Consider the following 15,037-nt stretch of genomic DNA (forward strand, 5'->3'; position numbering starts at 1 on the left):
TATTAAAGATACAGTAAATTTTAGTAATGACATACTTTTTGTAGGGGAAGCTAAAAAACATCGCAAAAAACCTTGTAATTACGCAAAAACCAATGCCTTTACCCGGTTTGGCGTACCGACGTTGCTTTGGTTTTTGGCGGGTTTTTTGCGAGGTTTATTCCATTTTTTAACATAAATTACAATATAGAAAAATTCGCTTTTTGGGCGTTATGGATGGGTTTGCCTTGGGAAATGGAATTGGGTTGCCTGTTTCGGCTGCACGATTTGGTTCCTTATTTATTCGCTATTTATTCTTTCTTCATTCGCTATTGCAAGCCTTTATTGCGAAACAACTCAAAAGAACATCATAGACCTATGATATACTGGTAGCAACGAATATGTAGCACGAGGGAAGTGACCCATTTGAAAGTCGGCAGAAACGATCCCTGCCCATGCGGAAGCGGGAAAAAGTACAAAAAATGTTGTCTACCTCAAGACGAACTCAGAAGTTATTCACTATCAGCGCCTCAAGATTCCAAAGCCCTTCTTTTTTTATTCATGGAAGAGGAATTTGATTGGGATCATGAGCAATATGAGCTGATAGCCCGAAACATCGTCCATTCCATGTATCCCCAATATGAACCCAGTGTTATTGCTTTCGCCATTCAACTTTGGAATCTGTTCGCAAACAATATTCGTCCCATTGTAAAGAAAACTGGTGCCATGGAAGCTGCCGTTGAATACTGTGTTGCCCAAATACTGGACCTTCCTGTGACACAATCTGCGTTATCGGAAAAATACGGTGTCTCGGTAGCAACGATCTCCAAACGTGCGCAGGAAATTTTCAATGAGGAATGGTTGTTCGATACCATTTTTCAAGAAAACAACAGCCAGCAAGCACATACCCATACACCTCTTCTTTCTGCAGAAAGGGCTATGTACGAGATTACAAACATGGTTAAGGGAAAAGAGTTTGAATCAACGGAACAACTGCATGAGTTTATCAACGCTCATCTCTCTGGCCAGGCTCGTCAGACTAAAAACGCATCCCTCGATCCAAAAGAGATGGCACAAAATCTCCTCTATGATGCGTGGGAAGAACCTTCTGCTTCAAAACGAGTGGAACTGGCCATACAAGCGATTCAACTCTATCCAGACAGTCCGGATGCCTATAACATCCTCGCTGAATCAAGTGGTGATCTGGAGGAGGCTATTCAATTTTACAAACAAGGAAAAGAAGCCGGGGAGCGAGAGCTTGGCTTGAGAAGTTTTCATGAAGATCGCGGCCATTTTTGGGGACTGATTCACACCCGCCCGTATATGCGTTCAAAGGAAGGCTACGCCAATTGCCTTTTGGTGGCAGGACAATTAGAGCTAGCTGAAAAAGAATTTGCAGAAATGCTCGATCTTAACCCTAACGATAACCAAGGAGTCCGCTACTCTTTGCTGTCCATCTACATTGAATTGAACAAGTTTGAAAAAGCATCGCGACTATTAGAAACCTATGAAGAAAACAGTGCTTACATGAATTACAGTCGTCTGCTGCTTGCGTACAAGAAAAATGGGCTTTCTGCAAAACTGGATCATTTACTGGATAAGGCCGTTCAGCAGAATCCCCACGTCATTGATTTTCTCTTGGGTCGAAAAAAATTGCCTGGCCAGGCGCCAGATTATTATGGTCATGGCGATACAAACGAAGCCATTATGTATGTTGATGCCAACTACCATCTTTGGCGGCGCGAGGGGAAATTGCTTCAGTGGTTAAAGAAGCATACGGCTGTGGGCAAGGGATGATGCCCTGCTTAATACTCAGTTCCCATCATTTGACTTTGGAAATTGAATAGGGCAGCTTCGATAGCTGTCCTTGTTTTTCACCAATCTCCTTGCTTGGGGGAGATCGAGCAAGCAGCAAAAAACAGCCCTTGTAACGGACCTTCATCCGTTACAAGGGCTGTCTTGCACCACTCTTTACGCAAGAGGACTAGTCTAGCCTCTTCATCGTTTGGTATAAATGTCGTAACTGAAACAATAAGCTTTCTTTATCCTCCCGAGTCCAATCTGCCAAAGCTTCTTGCATCATGCGCTCACGGGTGTGATTGATCTTTGCAATGATTTCCTCCCCGTGTTTCGTCAATTCAGACACGCGTATGCGCGAATCTGAACTTGATGGATATGTTCGAACCAACCCGGCATTCTCTAACTTATCAATTTGCCGACTGACACTCGAATAACTTTTCCCCATCATGGCAGCCAACTCACCAACACTCGTTGATGGGAGATGCGCGATCCCAACCAAGACGCGGAAGGCAGCCGCTTCCAAATTCACACCTGCCTTGGCAATCATTTTCAAATCACGGTCTGGCCGATTGAGAAGGGAAACCAAGTCGATTAGCGCTCTGAAAATTTTATGTTCCATGCATATATTATATCGTAACCACCGGGCGAGGCGTCAATGGAGCGTTCCACGCAGCTTCGATAGCCTCCAAAGCAAACTCCGTTGTGGAAATGGCTAGTTGACCATTGGCGGCCATCTCAAAAACCCCTTTCACCGCAGATAACATATCTGCTTTTGAAACACTCTTCCCCCCGCTGCCTACCAGTTCAATGGTTGATGCACGCAGAATCGATGAAGGCAATGGAATGCTTTCTTGGCCAGATGCAGTCCCAATGCTCACAAAGCGGGTTGCACGATCCGTATTTATTTTGGCAAGAGCGGACATAATGGCGATTGCGCTATCGCCCCAAAGATAATCCAATACAACATCAACGCCTTCAGCAAACACTGGCATTAGGGCATGTTCAAAGCTGGTCTGTCCGTTCTCTGCCGTCATATCAAATGAAATTGCTTTATCGGCTTCAAGCGCTTGTAATTTCGATTCGTTGCGCCCGGTGACAATAATTTTCTTGGCTCCCAGACCCTTAGCAATCTGAACCGCCAAACTCCCCGATGCTCCAGTGGCCCCATTAATCAAAACAGTTTGGCCGGGCTTGAAGCCCGCTTTAAATACCAACGCCGCCCATGAAGACATCGCCGGGTTCGCTATCGCGGCCGCGGTTACGTCATCAATGCCGTCTGGCAAATGGACAAGCAGCTTTTCACTCACCATGGTTTGTTCAGCCAAGCTGCCATAAGGCCAAGCAGGCAGCGCAAAGTAAACACGAGTCCCATCTTCCAAAGTTCCAACACCATCCATGCCGGCCACCATTGGAAAGTTGCCTTCAGATGAGTAATGCATACCAAGTGAACGGAACTTACTCACTCGACTCAAGGCTGTCGCCGAAACGTTAACGATAACGTGCCCCTCTGTCACAACAGGGGGATCAAATTGGCCCAGTACAGGGGGGGTTCCCTTTTCCTTCACAATAGCTGCCATCATCGTAATTTTACCCTTCTTTCGCTCATAATATGTGCGTTTTGCACATAATTGAGTATAACATGATATATGTGCGAAATGCACATATTTTTTCCTGTTTGGTTTGAAGACAGCTCTTGGTATATTGGAAAAACTTCGCCCTGCTTGTGATACGGCTCTCTCCGCGCTGTTTGTAACGGCAAGTTTTAGGGACTGTCCAGAAATCTCCAATCAGTTAAAATCCACAAAATGGGAATATTGATTATCAAGGTTTTTGAAATGCAAAGGGGGCATCTCTAAGTCGCAAAGTCGACTTTTTATACGAAAATGCCCCCCCTAAAAAGCAAAAAAAGGGACGGACTACAGTTGGTTGCTAGATATATCCAAAATATGGTATTTACTTACACGACCTCAGTTGGTTCAATCATTACCTTGAACCCTTGTGATTCAATTCTCTTGATCCAATAATCAACAACTCGATCCTGATCTTGTAAGTAATCCCATCCAAACTCTTGATACGTTATGTTATTTTTCAACATGTGATATATAATACGTAATATGAGGTGAGCCGTGGCCATCGTAGCTTTTTTCTGGCCTCTTCGTTTCTGGATGCGATAAAAAAACGAAGCGAGCCGAGTGCCTTTCGATTTACTCGCGGCCCAAGCTGCCTGGCAAAGTACGGCTTTCAAGCTCCTGTTTCCCTTCGTGGTTCGGGAGCTTTTTTTCTTGCCCGCACTTTCGTTGTTCCCTGGACTTAAACCTCCCCATGATGAGAGATGGGCATCCGATGGAAAACAAGACATATCGTATCCGATTTCTGCTAGGATGACCGCCGCCGCATCCTTTTGAATCCCCGGAACGGTGATGAGTTGTTCAACAATGTCCAAATGAGGACTGAGGAGCCTGTCGATTTCTTTTTCGATTTCCCTAATTTGTTCTTCGAGATACCTCAAGTGATCGAGGTGCATCCCGATTATTTTTCGATGATGAGCTCGAACTCGACCATTCAAAGCCTCTATAAGTTGCGGAACTTTTCTTTTCAGTGATGTTTTGACTAGATCTTTTACTTGGTCTGGACTTAGCACCTCACCGTTCACAATCGATTCGAGTAAGGCTCTTCCGGATACACCGAATACATCACTCACATATGTTGTCAGCTTGATGTTGGCATCCTGCAAAATCTTGTGGATTCTGTTTTTTTCCGCCGTAGCATCACCGAGCAGCTTTCTCCGATAACGAGTGTAATCGCGTAAATCTCGAATATTTTCGGGCGGAACAAAGCTGGGAGTGATCAGCCCACAGCGGAGTAATTGAGCAATCCAAGCTGCATCTTTTACATCCGTTTTTCGACCTGGAACATTCTTGATTCTCTTAGCGTTGGCGAGTACCAATGTAAAGCTCCCTTCAAGAACGTTCCATACCGGTTTCCAGTATACTCCTGTGCTTTCCATTGCAATGTGCGTACATTCGTATTGATGGAGCCAATCGTGAAGTTCAAGGAGTCCTTTGGTAGTGGTAGAAAAAGTCTTGGTTTCTTGTTTCGGTTTTCTGTCCAAAGGACCATACATAACACATGCTACCACCGTCTCTTGGTGTACATCGAGTCCAGCACATCGTTCTAATATTGCATCCATTCCCATCACTTCCTTTGTAGAAAATGATGCAGGCCATGCACCCGAAGCAAAGTATTTTTATACACGTACTCATGGTAACAATCGGCGGTGCTCGTAGGTGCAGTCGGCCGGTTTGAGACTCGGGGTTATTGCCACCAAAAAAGTATCGGCCTGTGACCTGCTAATTTTATTATGAAATCAGCAGGTTCACAGGCCAAGTACATTTTCATTCAATGTGGTGGCTGTCAGGCCATGGTAGTTTGAGACAGCCCCTTTCGCTTCGTTCAACTATTGTTTTTCGTTAGCTTCATGTGATACGATTCACCGCACTGCCTATAACGCCAGTTTAAAGAGCACCCCTCTTTGGGTGCCCTTTCTGAGCCTATATAGGTTGGGTTAGCGACCGCGGTGCTTTTCTTTTGCCTTTTTGATTTTCAATTCCCGTTTTCGTTCCAGCTTAGCCAAAAGCTGCTGTTTTGTAAGGGCCCGCCTCTCCCGCTTCCGCTTCTCAAGCTCCAACCGAATAGCTTCTTGCGCATAAGAGGAAACTCCCTTATTCCGCATTTCTTCTGCTGCACGCCTTGCAAGACGCTTGGGATTGATCCTTTTTGCTTCAGAAGGCTTGACAGCTACTTCCTGGGAAAGTCCACTAACTATTTGCATCATATCTCGGCAGACGAACTGCAGAATCTCTTCATCTTTCGGTTCAGTGCCAAAGATATATTTTGCTGCCCGCAGCTTACCTTGAAATTGCTCCTCCAAAACCCCAACCCAATACTGCCCGTCATGAAAAACTGTAAGCTTCATAAAAATCCCCCTCTAAATAAATCGAAACGATGGACATCCCGAGGGGGGAAGGTTACTGACATGCGGTTCCAAGGAGGATGGAACCTGCATGCGTCTGGACTACCAACCAGACCGTGTTTTTTCGTTTCAAAATCATTATATCGAGTTGCCGAATTTCCATCAATTGGTCGAATGTGTTGGTAAACTTACTCCTACACGGTTTTCTAAGAACGTGCCATTACTTACGAAACGTTTCACCGTATCACTTGATATGTTAAACTAAAGAACAAAGGAGCGGCAAAGATTCCCGCCTCTCCTTTGTTTTCTTATCTTTTTCAACTTAATTTACAACTTATTTACTACTTAAAAACCCACTTAAGTTAAAACCCATTTTGGTCGTTTCGATGACCCAGTATTAACAATGGTGCCGTCTTTCTCAACAGCATAGGGATGAAAAACCCTCGCGGTTGCTTTTTCAAAGTCCATAACAGGAAGTTCACCGTATCAGTTTGAGCACGATCATTTTACAGCTATAGTTGAACTTCCCGGCTGACACTCGAATTGCCGACAAGAAAATCCACTATATCGTTGTACAGTTTTTCCAAAAGGGATTCCTGATACACCGGTTTTTGATAGCGCAGTGCGATCTGCAGCGTTTGGATGAAATCTGGCGGAAGAAGTTGACTCTCCTCTTCATGCATCAATTTCTCAAGAGTCTTCCATCTCCTCTCATCGATATAAATATTCTGAGGCACGGATGTGTAATCCTCCGGAGAATAGCGCCATAACGTCACATGTTCCGCCCCGTAACGCCTCCACAACCGAGCGGCCATGTGAAAACCTTCTGGATCAAAATCGCCCGAGTAGAGCAATTGGCATCCTGCCGATACCAACCGATCACAAAGAGCGAGAACAGCCAATGAGAACTGGCCATAAGAACAAACCAGGGGAGGAAGTGGGTCCCCGCCGTACTCTTGTTCCCATCGATCCAAGAGAGAAGAAAATACAGCAGGGTTTTCTAAAATCCACACACGTTTCTGACACCCAACCTCCAAAAATGGCTTAAATTCTGCATATTTGACGACAGTGCGAAGCGGAAGGCCAATCACTTCTTTTTCGCTTCCGACATCCCAGCACCGCTCTGCCGTTTTTTTACCATATCTATTTGCTAGTTTGCCGAAAATCCCGCTCACCACAACTTGCGAAGACAAGTCATCCCGCAAAATACGATGTTCGTACAGGATTTGCGCCATCTCTTCTGTATTCGTCGGTACGTTTTTCCCACTCACGTAACAAAGCGCATAAAGCAATAATCTGCCTGAAGGCGTATTCATGTCAAAAACATGCGGGTTCCCTGTCGTATGAGTAGCCAGCATGGCCAGACGAATATATTCATTCTGCTCCATGCAGCCAAGATGATGCAACGCCTTTGCCACTGTAAGCAGCCATTGCTTGAGATCTTGAGGAGAAGAGTTCCACCATTGCCGAACTGCCATCGCCCCAGTTCCCCGGTGCCGTGACAGTGCCTGGAACCACTTGTGCGCTTGAGGATGGGAATACTCGCCCATTTCAATCAATGCGCAATTCCAGAACTCATTCCATGTCTGCTCTTGTTGAAGTTGTTCCTCCTTTTTGCTGACTACAGATTCCCCGAAATATCCCTCCAGAATGGATAGCAGGTCAACTCCTGAAAATTTTGTTTTCCCTAATCCCTGTTCAATCTCTGTTACACGGATGGACTCATCGGTATTGGGATCAAATCGCCGATTTAGCAAGCCTGTCAGGGCATCTGCCTCTGCCAATGTTATTCCCCGCAGCGTCACTTTTCCTCCCAGATACCCCAAACTCCTGTATTTCCGCTTTATTTCCCGAAACAATCGGTCATATCCCTGGAAATGTGTGCGAAAATAGGTGACAGCTTGCTCTTGAAGTTTACGGTAATCTTCCGGTGTCATCTTCCATCTTCTCCTCTTCCAAGCTGACAGCTACTTCCGATTCTCCCCACTCTTCATTCAACACATGAAACGTGCCGCCGTCCCATAGGTATCGGGCTACGGATACGAAGTCGGCATTTTTGGGGCGTATCAGTTCGCAGATGGCTAGACGGGAAACCGTGTCATAGTCACCCCACAGCGCTTGTGAGTTCATGATGTAGTTAAAGCCCAGTTGCTCTACCAGCATGAACATGTCACGAATGTTGTTTTCGTCCACACCCGCAAACGCTTCGTCGAGAGAGATGATCCTGGGTGCCAACGGGTCTGCTTCCATGTAGCGGGAATAGGCAGCGGAGAAGAGAGGGATGTACATGGCCATTGCTTTTTCCCCACCACTAAATGTAAAGAAGATGCGATCCGTCAACTCTTTGTTGGCTTCCCCTTCTCGCCTGTGAAAGAGTTTAAACGTGAACCAGTGACGGTAGTCCAGGATCCTTTTCATGATTTGATGCAGGGTTTCCCCTCCACTTGCCGGGGAACCGAAAACATCCCGCTTGGCCCGCTCGATTCGGGAACGGAAATGGTTGGTGATCCGTTCGATGTCTTGTTCCCTCATCAGGGCAGGATCTTTTCGTAAATACTCCACCAGTTCAGCCGTGTCCATCTGGGACTCATCTTCCGCTATTCGGGGAATCCACTTCAGGGAAAAGGTAAGGCCACTGGAGCTGTTTCGTTGTGCCATCAGTTCATTCATTCGCTCTACCCATTTTTCCGCGCGATGAATCCGCTGTTTGATTACCCGTCCAACACTCTGTAAAATCACTTCTTCGAATAGTTTCCGATCCTCCGCGGTCAGATAAAGGCGGTGCATTTCGATCTCATGCCCCAATTTATCCAGCAAGTCATAGGGATGACAACGCTTGCCTTCGTACTCCATCAATACAGTCCGCCGCCTTGCTCTTGCTTTCAGATCATTCCAAAGATACCCCAATGACAGTATCTCTGCCTGTTCCTCCCACGCTTCTTCTACATTGTAATCAAGCACGTAATCAAGTGACGGCTGGTACTCCAGCAAGTTGATTTGTCGTTCCGTCTCAAAGACTTTCTGCAGTTGCTCGTTATAGTTATCTCGGTTGCGTCCTGTCATAGCCGCTTGCAGCTTTTTCAGCACACGAAGCGCTACGTCATCCAGCCGATGCAGTTGGCCTTCGATAGCTTCGGTTTCTTCCTTACATTCGTCAATATAACGCCAGAGCCCCAATGCAAATTCGTCAGAGAATACTTTCCACCAGGCGGCCTGCAGTTGTTGATGGACTTCTGCGACCTTTTCGGATTCCGTCAATTTTTCCTGATACTGCTTACAATTACTTTCTGCTTCTCCAATCGCACGCGCTGTGAATTCACGATCCTTGGGAATCTTGCGCAACCTCTCCATGCAATAGCGGATTCTCTCCCGAATCACCTCGGCGCCTTGGGTTGCCAACAAACGTTCAATTGCTTGCAAGCGTTGTCTTTGTTTTTCTACTTCCCCCTGAGCGATATTTTCTTCGCCGCGCAACCGGTCCCACTCATAGATCGCTTCATCCAGCGAGTCTTCTGCCACACGATGTCGCTGAAGCAGATTCAGTTTGTCGCGATACGCGGATTCTAGCATACGCAAATTGTCCATGTAGTCCTGCATCGAACGAAGCGCATGGCGAAGTGTCTCCGTATCCAGCGGGATCGTCAAGCCCGCAGCTGCTTGCTTTAGGAGTTCACGTTCTCTATACAGCCCTTCTATCGCTTCCCGGACTTTTTGATTCCGTTTCTTTACTTCCTCCTGCCACACCTCCAAACGCTGCTTGGACTGTTCCACCGTTTGCAGTGCATCCTGCAGATCTTTTCCGGATGGGAAGCTCTCAAACTCATCGACGAGAAGCTGAAGTCGTTTTTCTGTATCGTTTAACTCCTGCTGAAGACGCTCCCGTTCTTGGTTCAAGTCTTCCAGACGGTGCCTCCAGACAGCCAGTTGTTCCTCACGGTACCTGCGTCTAGCTTCCCTGCCCACATACACCGATTTATCGATAATAGGAGCATGTCCGTTGAGAATACCCATTCCAAAACTTCCGCCTGACGTAACAAACGCGGAAACCGACCGCTCGTCTTTACTTTCCGCCTGAATTGTCTGCAGGACGGCTTCAATGTCTTCTTTACTGACACCCGTCTCTACGACAGGAGTAGGCATCAACCATTCGCTAATCGTATGGGCTAGCAGTTGGGGAGCAGGCAAGATCACCCTGTCTTTTACATATTCAGCCCAAACCTCGATTCGATCGAGATACGATTTGGGGATGATCAACGCATCAAGCAACCCGGCTTCCGTCAATGCGGATTCAATGGCAGCTCGTGTTTCTTCCGGTACTTCTTCGCGAAACTCTACCGCGGCAAACAGGGGCACATGGGGTATCCCTTGTTCACTTAGCCACTTCCTCGCATTCTTGGTTTGTTCGTGACGTGGCGGTTCCGGATCTTTTTTGGCTTGCCACATCTGGTACTCTTCTTCCGCTCTTTCACGTTCCCGGTTCGTTTCCTGTTCCAGTCTTTTCACATCGGCGTATCGATCCCGTAAATCCTGTCGCAATTGCTGATAGGCGTGAACGGCCGGTTCTCTTACGGTTTCGTACATATCAGACGCTTCAAAATGGGAAATCCGTCTAATCGTTTCCCGTACCGTCTCAGGAGGCAACTGCAACTCCCTTACTTCTCCCTGCCATTGGTGCAGAAGGGCAATCAGGTTCTCTTTTTCTTCCTCGACAACTCGCTCCCACTTCTCCTTTTCCCGCTGCAGTTCATCCACCTGCTTTTGGGCATCCCCCAAAGCACGCTCCGCTTCCATGCGAATCCGTTTGGCTTCTTCCGTTTTCAGAGATTGTTCCAGGGTAGATTGCAATTGATCGCGATACTGCCGAGATTCCTTTTGCCACAAATCCATGGAGTACCCTTCCTGTTCCCGCTCAAACTCCCCGCGAGCCATCTCATGCGTGGGAAACCCATTGTCTTCCACTTCCTGCTCCATACTTTCCAGCAAAGCAGCTATCTGATTCTCCGCTTGTCGGGTCTTCGCATGGATTTCATCAATCGTCCTGCGCAGTTGGTTTACTCTCTCCCGCTTGGCTTTACTTTCCTCCTGTTTTTCATCCCAGCGTGACTGTTCCCGCTTCAATTGCTCCAAAACCTCGATCCGCTCTGCTTCCGCTTTGGCGATATCATGCTCCTGCAATCGCTCATGTTCTTCTGCGAGAGTTTGCTGCTCGATTGTCAAAGCTTCCAGGTTTGAGCGTAGCATTGCTAGTTCTTTTTCCTCATGGGCAAGCAGTTGTCGATACTCATCTGCTTTTTTTTGCGAAAGGCGAGCCATATTGACGGCATCAGCCAATCCCTTGGCCTTGTCGTACCAGATATACTTGTTGTATTCGGTGAACTCCCTTGCGATCCGCGTCAACGCCTTCTGATCCCGCTCCAGCTGTTCCAGTTGAAGTTTTGTGCGATCCATGGACTCGATAGCGTCTGACAAGGGGCGCAGCTCTTCATCAGACAGACCGGGCAGGGAATTTTCCAGAATACTATAGATAACTGTTGGTTTAAAATCTTTGGACAGTTTCGGACTGCGCAACTGGATCAGCAACTTTATCAAATCTTCGTAAGCATCCAGTGACGGGAACCCAAACAGCAGTTTGTTCACCATTTCCGCGTAATCGCTTTGTGAGAAAACCACCCGGCCTCCCAGTCCAATCTCCCGCTCCAGCTCCCGTTTTCCCAGTGGAACTCGCTCGTGTTCCTGCGTTTCCGCATTGTACACAAGCCGGTACAGTAGCAGGTCTTTCCCGATTCTCCTGTTGTCCTGGATGGAAAAGCCCCAAAAATCCATCTGTGCGTTGCGTTTGGCCCTCAAGCCGATCCCGATCGTTAAAAATTGAGTGGTGTACGGCTTGCAAAATTCCAGATACAAATAACCGGTTCTCTCCTCCCGACCAGTCACTTCCTTTTCACCCAGCAAGTAATCTTCCATTCGCCTGGCCTTGGAACCAAAGGGGTCCAGACGATCCGGACTCTTTTTGCCATCCAACACAACCGGCAATAAACTTTGCATCGTTACCGATTTTCCAGAACCATTGGTTCCACGCAACAGCAGTTTTCCGTCGGCAAATTCAAAACACTCATCATCGTAGTACCAGAAATTTATCAAACCTGCTCTGGATAACTGCCATCTATTCGCTTCCATCTGTCCATCCGTCCCCTTCCTTCCACTTTTTCTCGTAGTCATTCGGATACCGGGAAACGATTCTTCCCAATCGGGGCATGACCGTGATCAGTTGCTCGTTTTCAGACTGACGAACCAATCCCCATGCCTCCAATTCCTCCAGCACCTGATAAGCCAACTGCTTAATCGACATCTCACGCAGCGCTTTTCCCCATCCGTGTCCATAACGTCCACGGCATTGGTTTAGCAGTTGCTCATAATCTACTATTGTCAACAGAACCAGACCGTCCTTTTGGAGGGAAAACGCTCCGCTATCAATTTGCTCCCGGATGGTACGGCCAAAAAAGAACACCACATCGCTAATCGCTCTCATATCAGGAAATAGCGTGGCTCCCTGTCTTCTCCCATGCTGAACTAGCATCGCATCTTGCCTGTATAACTCCAATGAAAGTCCTACTGTCTCTTCAAAATCACGAGCGATCACGTTCCTCTGATTGCGGAGGTATGTCCAGTCTCCTTCGGCCATGTCTTCCTCGCGAATCCCTGGAGTGAGCAACAATTGCCGGTATACGCGATGTCTTCGAACCAATGTTTCATTCTCCGTGTCAACGATTTTCAGAAGATCTTCAATTGACCTGAATTGCATCAAATCACGTGGATACGCCCGCAAGAAATATTTGACCAAAGGTGTAGCCTCATACAGGACATCGGCGTGTTCCGATGCCGCAAAACCCTGATCGTCACCGTCCACAACAAGAAGCAGTTCCCACTCGCGGGCAAGCTGCAAAACGCGGACAAGTGACTTGCGGTGATCATAGTTCGTCCAATCAACCGTACCCGGACCTGGATAGGAAACCTTTACTTCCTCGCATATGTCAGAGAGCAGGAATTGTTCGTCGACGCTTTTTGCCTCCAGATAGGCCATCAGCAGACAGAAAAACACGTAATCCCGTACATCTCTTAGCCCCGGCAATCCCATCCACGGTTGGATGTGTCTGCTTACAAACTTTTCCAACTTTACAAATTCATAATGAATCAGAAGACGAAACCCTAGTTTCTCATTAAAAAACGGTCTAAGCACGTGTTCGCGGTCTCGAACCGCCTGATACCAGTTCATGTCGCTGCGTGGAATCCAGAACCGCTCCAGCAATTCCCTGGCAGCTTGTTCGGCCAGCTCATCAAAACGGGGCACATACCTCGTATCGGTACGCTGCGGCTCGTTCATTTCTTCACCTTGCCTTCATCCATAAAATAGATCACATAATCAGGCATTTCCAATACACCATCGGTACACTGCAAACGAACCCGTTCTCCTGTACCTGATTCAATCAACTTAAACCGTCGGCCATCGTCTGTCTTTCCTTCTCTTGTAGGTGACGCCATGCTTTTTCCGATCCAGCCAAGCAAGGTTTGCCGGACAAATGGTTCCACAATCGGAAGGTCACGGACACTCACCCGAGCCCCTGCGAATACCTGACGCAATCTGGCTTGTTGGTCGGCCTTCTGTTTCAAATATTCCTTAAGCATGGCTTTTTTCTCCACGCTTTTCGGTTCGATCTTGCTCGGCCTCGTTCTCTCACGGTAACCTTGGATACGAGGTTTCACCGCAAAATCGGCAGGCTGCATGTCCCAGATGGTGGAATGTATGTCCTCAGTCATCTTGGGCGTATCCACCCAGATGTGCCTCATCTGGGAAATACCGAATACTGCCGCAGACAAACAATGCGCCTGATTCACATCTTCCAGGTTAGAAAACCAGTTTGCCAAATAGAGGTAGTCCGCTCTGCGGCTCCGCATGCTGGATTGACGTTCTCCCATCCGTTGGGCATAACGGGCAATACGGCGTATCGCTTCATTCGTCTCCCGCTGCAAATCTTCAAGGTCACTCCCTCGGCCGCTTCCGTCCCCCAGAAACCATTGCCGAATTCCTTCCCACTGATCGAAATAGCGCTTTACGATATCTTCCTGGGACAAGACCGTCTGCTCAAAACGAGGGATTGAGACTTCATACCTCGCTACCCGATGCAAAATGTCGTTCAACAAGGCATGATCGACCTGGGCGAGCATGCCTTCAATTTGATAAGAACTGCGCTGCAGTCCCATCATGAAGCGTCGAAGATAATCGGTCACTTTGTCTTTATATAGAAGAAACTGTTCTGTCATCATTGCATCTTCGACCTGTAAACTATCGAGACTTGCCATATAGTCTCGCGCATTATTCGTCACCTTGCGAAACTGTTCATACAATTCCGTCCACCAGTGATACAGTTTCTCTTCGCTCCAATCGTCCATCTCATACCTTGGACGCTCACCAAGTTTATGAAAGGAAACAGGCGCCAGTCTGGTCAAAAATTTCAACGTTTCCACCAGCTTCTCAAACTGGGTAACTTCCAGGGATCCACCGTACGTATCGCCCATCTCCTCCAGTTCTTCGATCAGGCGCTCAAATTTGATCGTATAAGGTGTTGCTTGATAGCGATACCTTTTTTTCTTGAAATCTTCTATTTTGTTCACCTTGCCGGACTGTTTTCGCTGCAAGTTCCCCCATTCATACAACTGCTGTAAATCAAGTTGAAGCAAGTCTTCGGTGTACATGGATGCCTCATTGGGGTCCATTCGCTCTTTGACATCCTGCAAAATTTCTTCCGGTCTCAACCAGTAGCGAAGTCGCTGCTGTTGTTCGTAGAAATAACGCAAGATTGACCTGTACCGAGGGGCGTTCTCCACCGCCAAGTATTTCGCCTCTGTCACCGCTTTGTAGATGTTGATCGGTCTTTTTTTTGACATGAGAGAATTCCTCCCCCGAATGATTCTATACGAGAAAACCAATATTTCAAGAAATTTCCATTGGCAATGATTACAGATTATCAGGGCAATCCTTCTCCCTATAGGTGTTGCTTTGATTATTATCATACCATCTCTTCCAAGCCTACTGGATAGTTTTGTAAAGAACCACTTGTACCCTGTAGCTGGAAAGATTGCAACGAAACTGGAACATGTGCTCTGAAAGTGAGGGGGATGATATCCATAGCAATTGACGATCGATAAAAAACCGGGCAAAGATCTCCGATTCATACTTAATTGCGCTTGAGACGCTTTACCGATGGAAAATGGCTTCATCTGCATCGTTAG

General features: G+C 47.2%; 9 protein-coding genes. 1 reads left to right on the plus strand and 8 read right to left on the minus strand.

Features of this window, described 5'->3' with window-relative positions; all coding sequences use genetic code 11:
* Positions 1 to 402 precede the first annotated feature (402 nt).
* Positions 403 to 1,773, plus strand: a complete 1,371-nt coding sequence (locus AAFJ72_RS21120; protein WP_432775620.1) for an SEC-C metal-binding domain-containing protein — start codon at positions 403 to 405, stop codon at positions 1,771 to 1,773.
* Between the two features lie 187 nt (positions 1,774 to 1,960).
* On the opposite strand, the gene AAFJ72_RS21125 is transcribed toward AAFJ72_RS21120, so the two are convergent.
* From AAFJ72_RS21125 to AAFJ72_RS21160, 8 genes are all read right to left on the minus strand, one after another.
* On the minus strand, positions 1,961 to 2,395 hold the full coding sequence (locus AAFJ72_RS21125) for a MarR family winged helix-turn-helix transcriptional regulator (protein ID WP_432775621.1): 435 nt from the start codon (positions 2,393 to 2,395) through the stop codon (positions 1,961 to 1,963).
* 7 nt (positions 2,396 to 2,402) lie between these two features.
* Positions 2,403 to 3,356, minus strand: coding sequence for a quinone oxidoreductase family protein (locus tag AAFJ72_RS21130; protein ID WP_432775622.1), 954 nt, complete (start codon positions 3,354 to 3,356; stop codon positions 2,403 to 2,405).
* Between the two features lie 377 nt (positions 3,357 to 3,733).
* Complete coding sequence (locus tag AAFJ72_RS21135; RefSeq protein ID WP_005833250.1) at positions 3,734 to 4,966, minus strand: IS110 family transposase; 1,233 nt, start codon at positions 4,964 to 4,966, stop codon at positions 3,734 to 3,736.
* Between the two features lie 375 nt (positions 4,967 to 5,341).
* Positions 5,342 to 5,752, minus strand: a complete 411-nt coding sequence (locus AAFJ72_RS21140) for a YjdF family protein (protein WP_122906152.1) — start codon at positions 5,750 to 5,752, stop codon at positions 5,342 to 5,344.
* Positions 5,753 to 6,261: 509 nt separating this feature from the next.
* A complete protein-coding gene (locus AAFJ72_RS21145) occupies positions 6,262 to 7,686 on the minus strand; it encodes a TIGR02679 domain-containing protein (RefSeq protein ID WP_122906154.1) in 1,425 nt (474 codons plus the stop codon).
* Entirely contained in the window at positions 7,664 to 11,926 is a 4,263-nt protein-coding gene (locus AAFJ72_RS21150; RefSeq protein WP_170163471.1) for a TIGR02680 family protein, read from the minus strand. Before AAFJ72_RS21150 ends, AAFJ72_RS21145 begins: the two co-directional genes overlap by 23 nt.
* Entirely contained in the window at positions 11,913 to 13,130 is a 1,218-nt protein-coding gene (locus tag AAFJ72_RS21155) for a TIGR02678 family protein (RefSeq protein WP_122906156.1), read from the minus strand. The genes AAFJ72_RS21150 and AAFJ72_RS21155 overlap by 14 nt, the downstream gene beginning before the upstream one ends.
* Entirely contained in the window at positions 13,127 to 14,638 is a 1,512-nt protein-coding gene (locus AAFJ72_RS21160) for a TIGR02677 family protein (protein WP_432775623.1), read from the minus strand. Before AAFJ72_RS21160 ends, AAFJ72_RS21155 begins: the two co-directional genes overlap by 4 nt.
* Positions 14,639 to 15,037 lie beyond the last annotated feature (399 nt).

The organism is Brevibacillus gelatini (assembly GCF_050920745.1).
Classification (GTDB): Bacteria; Bacillota; Bacilli; order Brevibacillales; family Brevibacillaceae; genus Brevibacillus; species Brevibacillus gelatini.

Bases quoted from the DNA above. Each gene is read 5' to 3' on its own strand.
- AAFJ72_RS21125 (WP_432775621.1), bottom strand. From the start codon at position 2,395: ATGGAACATAAAATTTTCAGAGCGCTAATCGACTTGGTTTCCCTTCTC.
- AAFJ72_RS21130 (WP_432775622.1), bottom strand. From the start codon at position 3,356: ATGATGGCAGCTATTGTGAAGGAAAAGGGAACCCCCCCTGTACTGGGC.
- AAFJ72_RS21135 (WP_005833250.1), bottom strand. From the start codon at position 4,966: ATGGATGCAATATTAGAACGATGTGCTGGACTCGATGTACACCAAGAG.
- AAFJ72_RS21140 (WP_122906152.1), bottom strand. From the start codon at position 5,752: ATGAAGCTTACAGTTTTTCATGACGGGCAGTATTGGGTTGGGGTTTTG.
- AAFJ72_RS21145 (WP_122906154.1), bottom strand. From the start codon at position 7,686: ATGACACCGGAAGATTACCGTAAACTTCAAGAGCAAGCTGTCACCTAT.
- AAFJ72_RS21150 (WP_170163471.1), bottom strand. From the start codon at position 11,926: ATGGAAGCGAATAGATGGCAGTTATCCAGAGCAGGTTTGATAAATTTC.
- AAFJ72_RS21155 (WP_122906156.1), bottom strand. From the start codon at position 13,130: ATGAACGAGCCGCAGCGTACCGATACGAGGTATGTGCCCCGTTTTGAT.